General features: G+C 69.0%; 1 protein-coding gene. It reads right to left on the bottom strand.

Annotated features, from left to right (window positions below; all coding sequences use genetic code 11):
• The coding region (locus tag AC1DN0_RS41405) for a M24 family metallopeptidase (protein WP_477146654.1) at positions 1 to 481 on the bottom strand (481 nt) is incomplete at both ends.

Genomic DNA, 481 nt, shown 5'->3' with positions numbered 1-481 from the left:
CGATGCGACCGCCGCGGTCGCTGGCGGCGAAGCCGGCCACGTCGTGTACCTGCAGGCCGATCAGGTGGCCCAGGCCATGCGGGAAGAAGGCCGCGCTGACGCCGGTGGCCAGGGCCGCTTCCGGCGACACTTTGAGCACGCCGAAGTCCTTCAGGATGCCCATCAGCGACAGGTGCGCGTCCACGTGCAGCTGCTTGTAATCGACGCCGGCGCGCACACCGGCGGCCATCTGCTGCTGGGCCGCGTCGACCGCGTCGATCATCGCCTGGAATTCGTCGTGGCCACTGGCCGCGTAGGTGCGGGTGATGTCGCTGGCGTAGCCGTGCGCGCTGGCGCCGGCATCGATCAGGAAGCTGCGCAGCGGGGACGGCGCGCTGCGGCCCAGGTCGGTGTAATGCAGGACCGCGGCATGTTCATTGAGGCCGATGATGTTGCCGTACGGCAGTTCATTGGCGTCCTGGCCGACGGCACTGCAGTAGGC

The organism is Cupriavidus sp. 05N39, from assembly GCF_056397325.1.
This window is presented reverse-complemented; position numbering and strand designations above follow the sequence as displayed.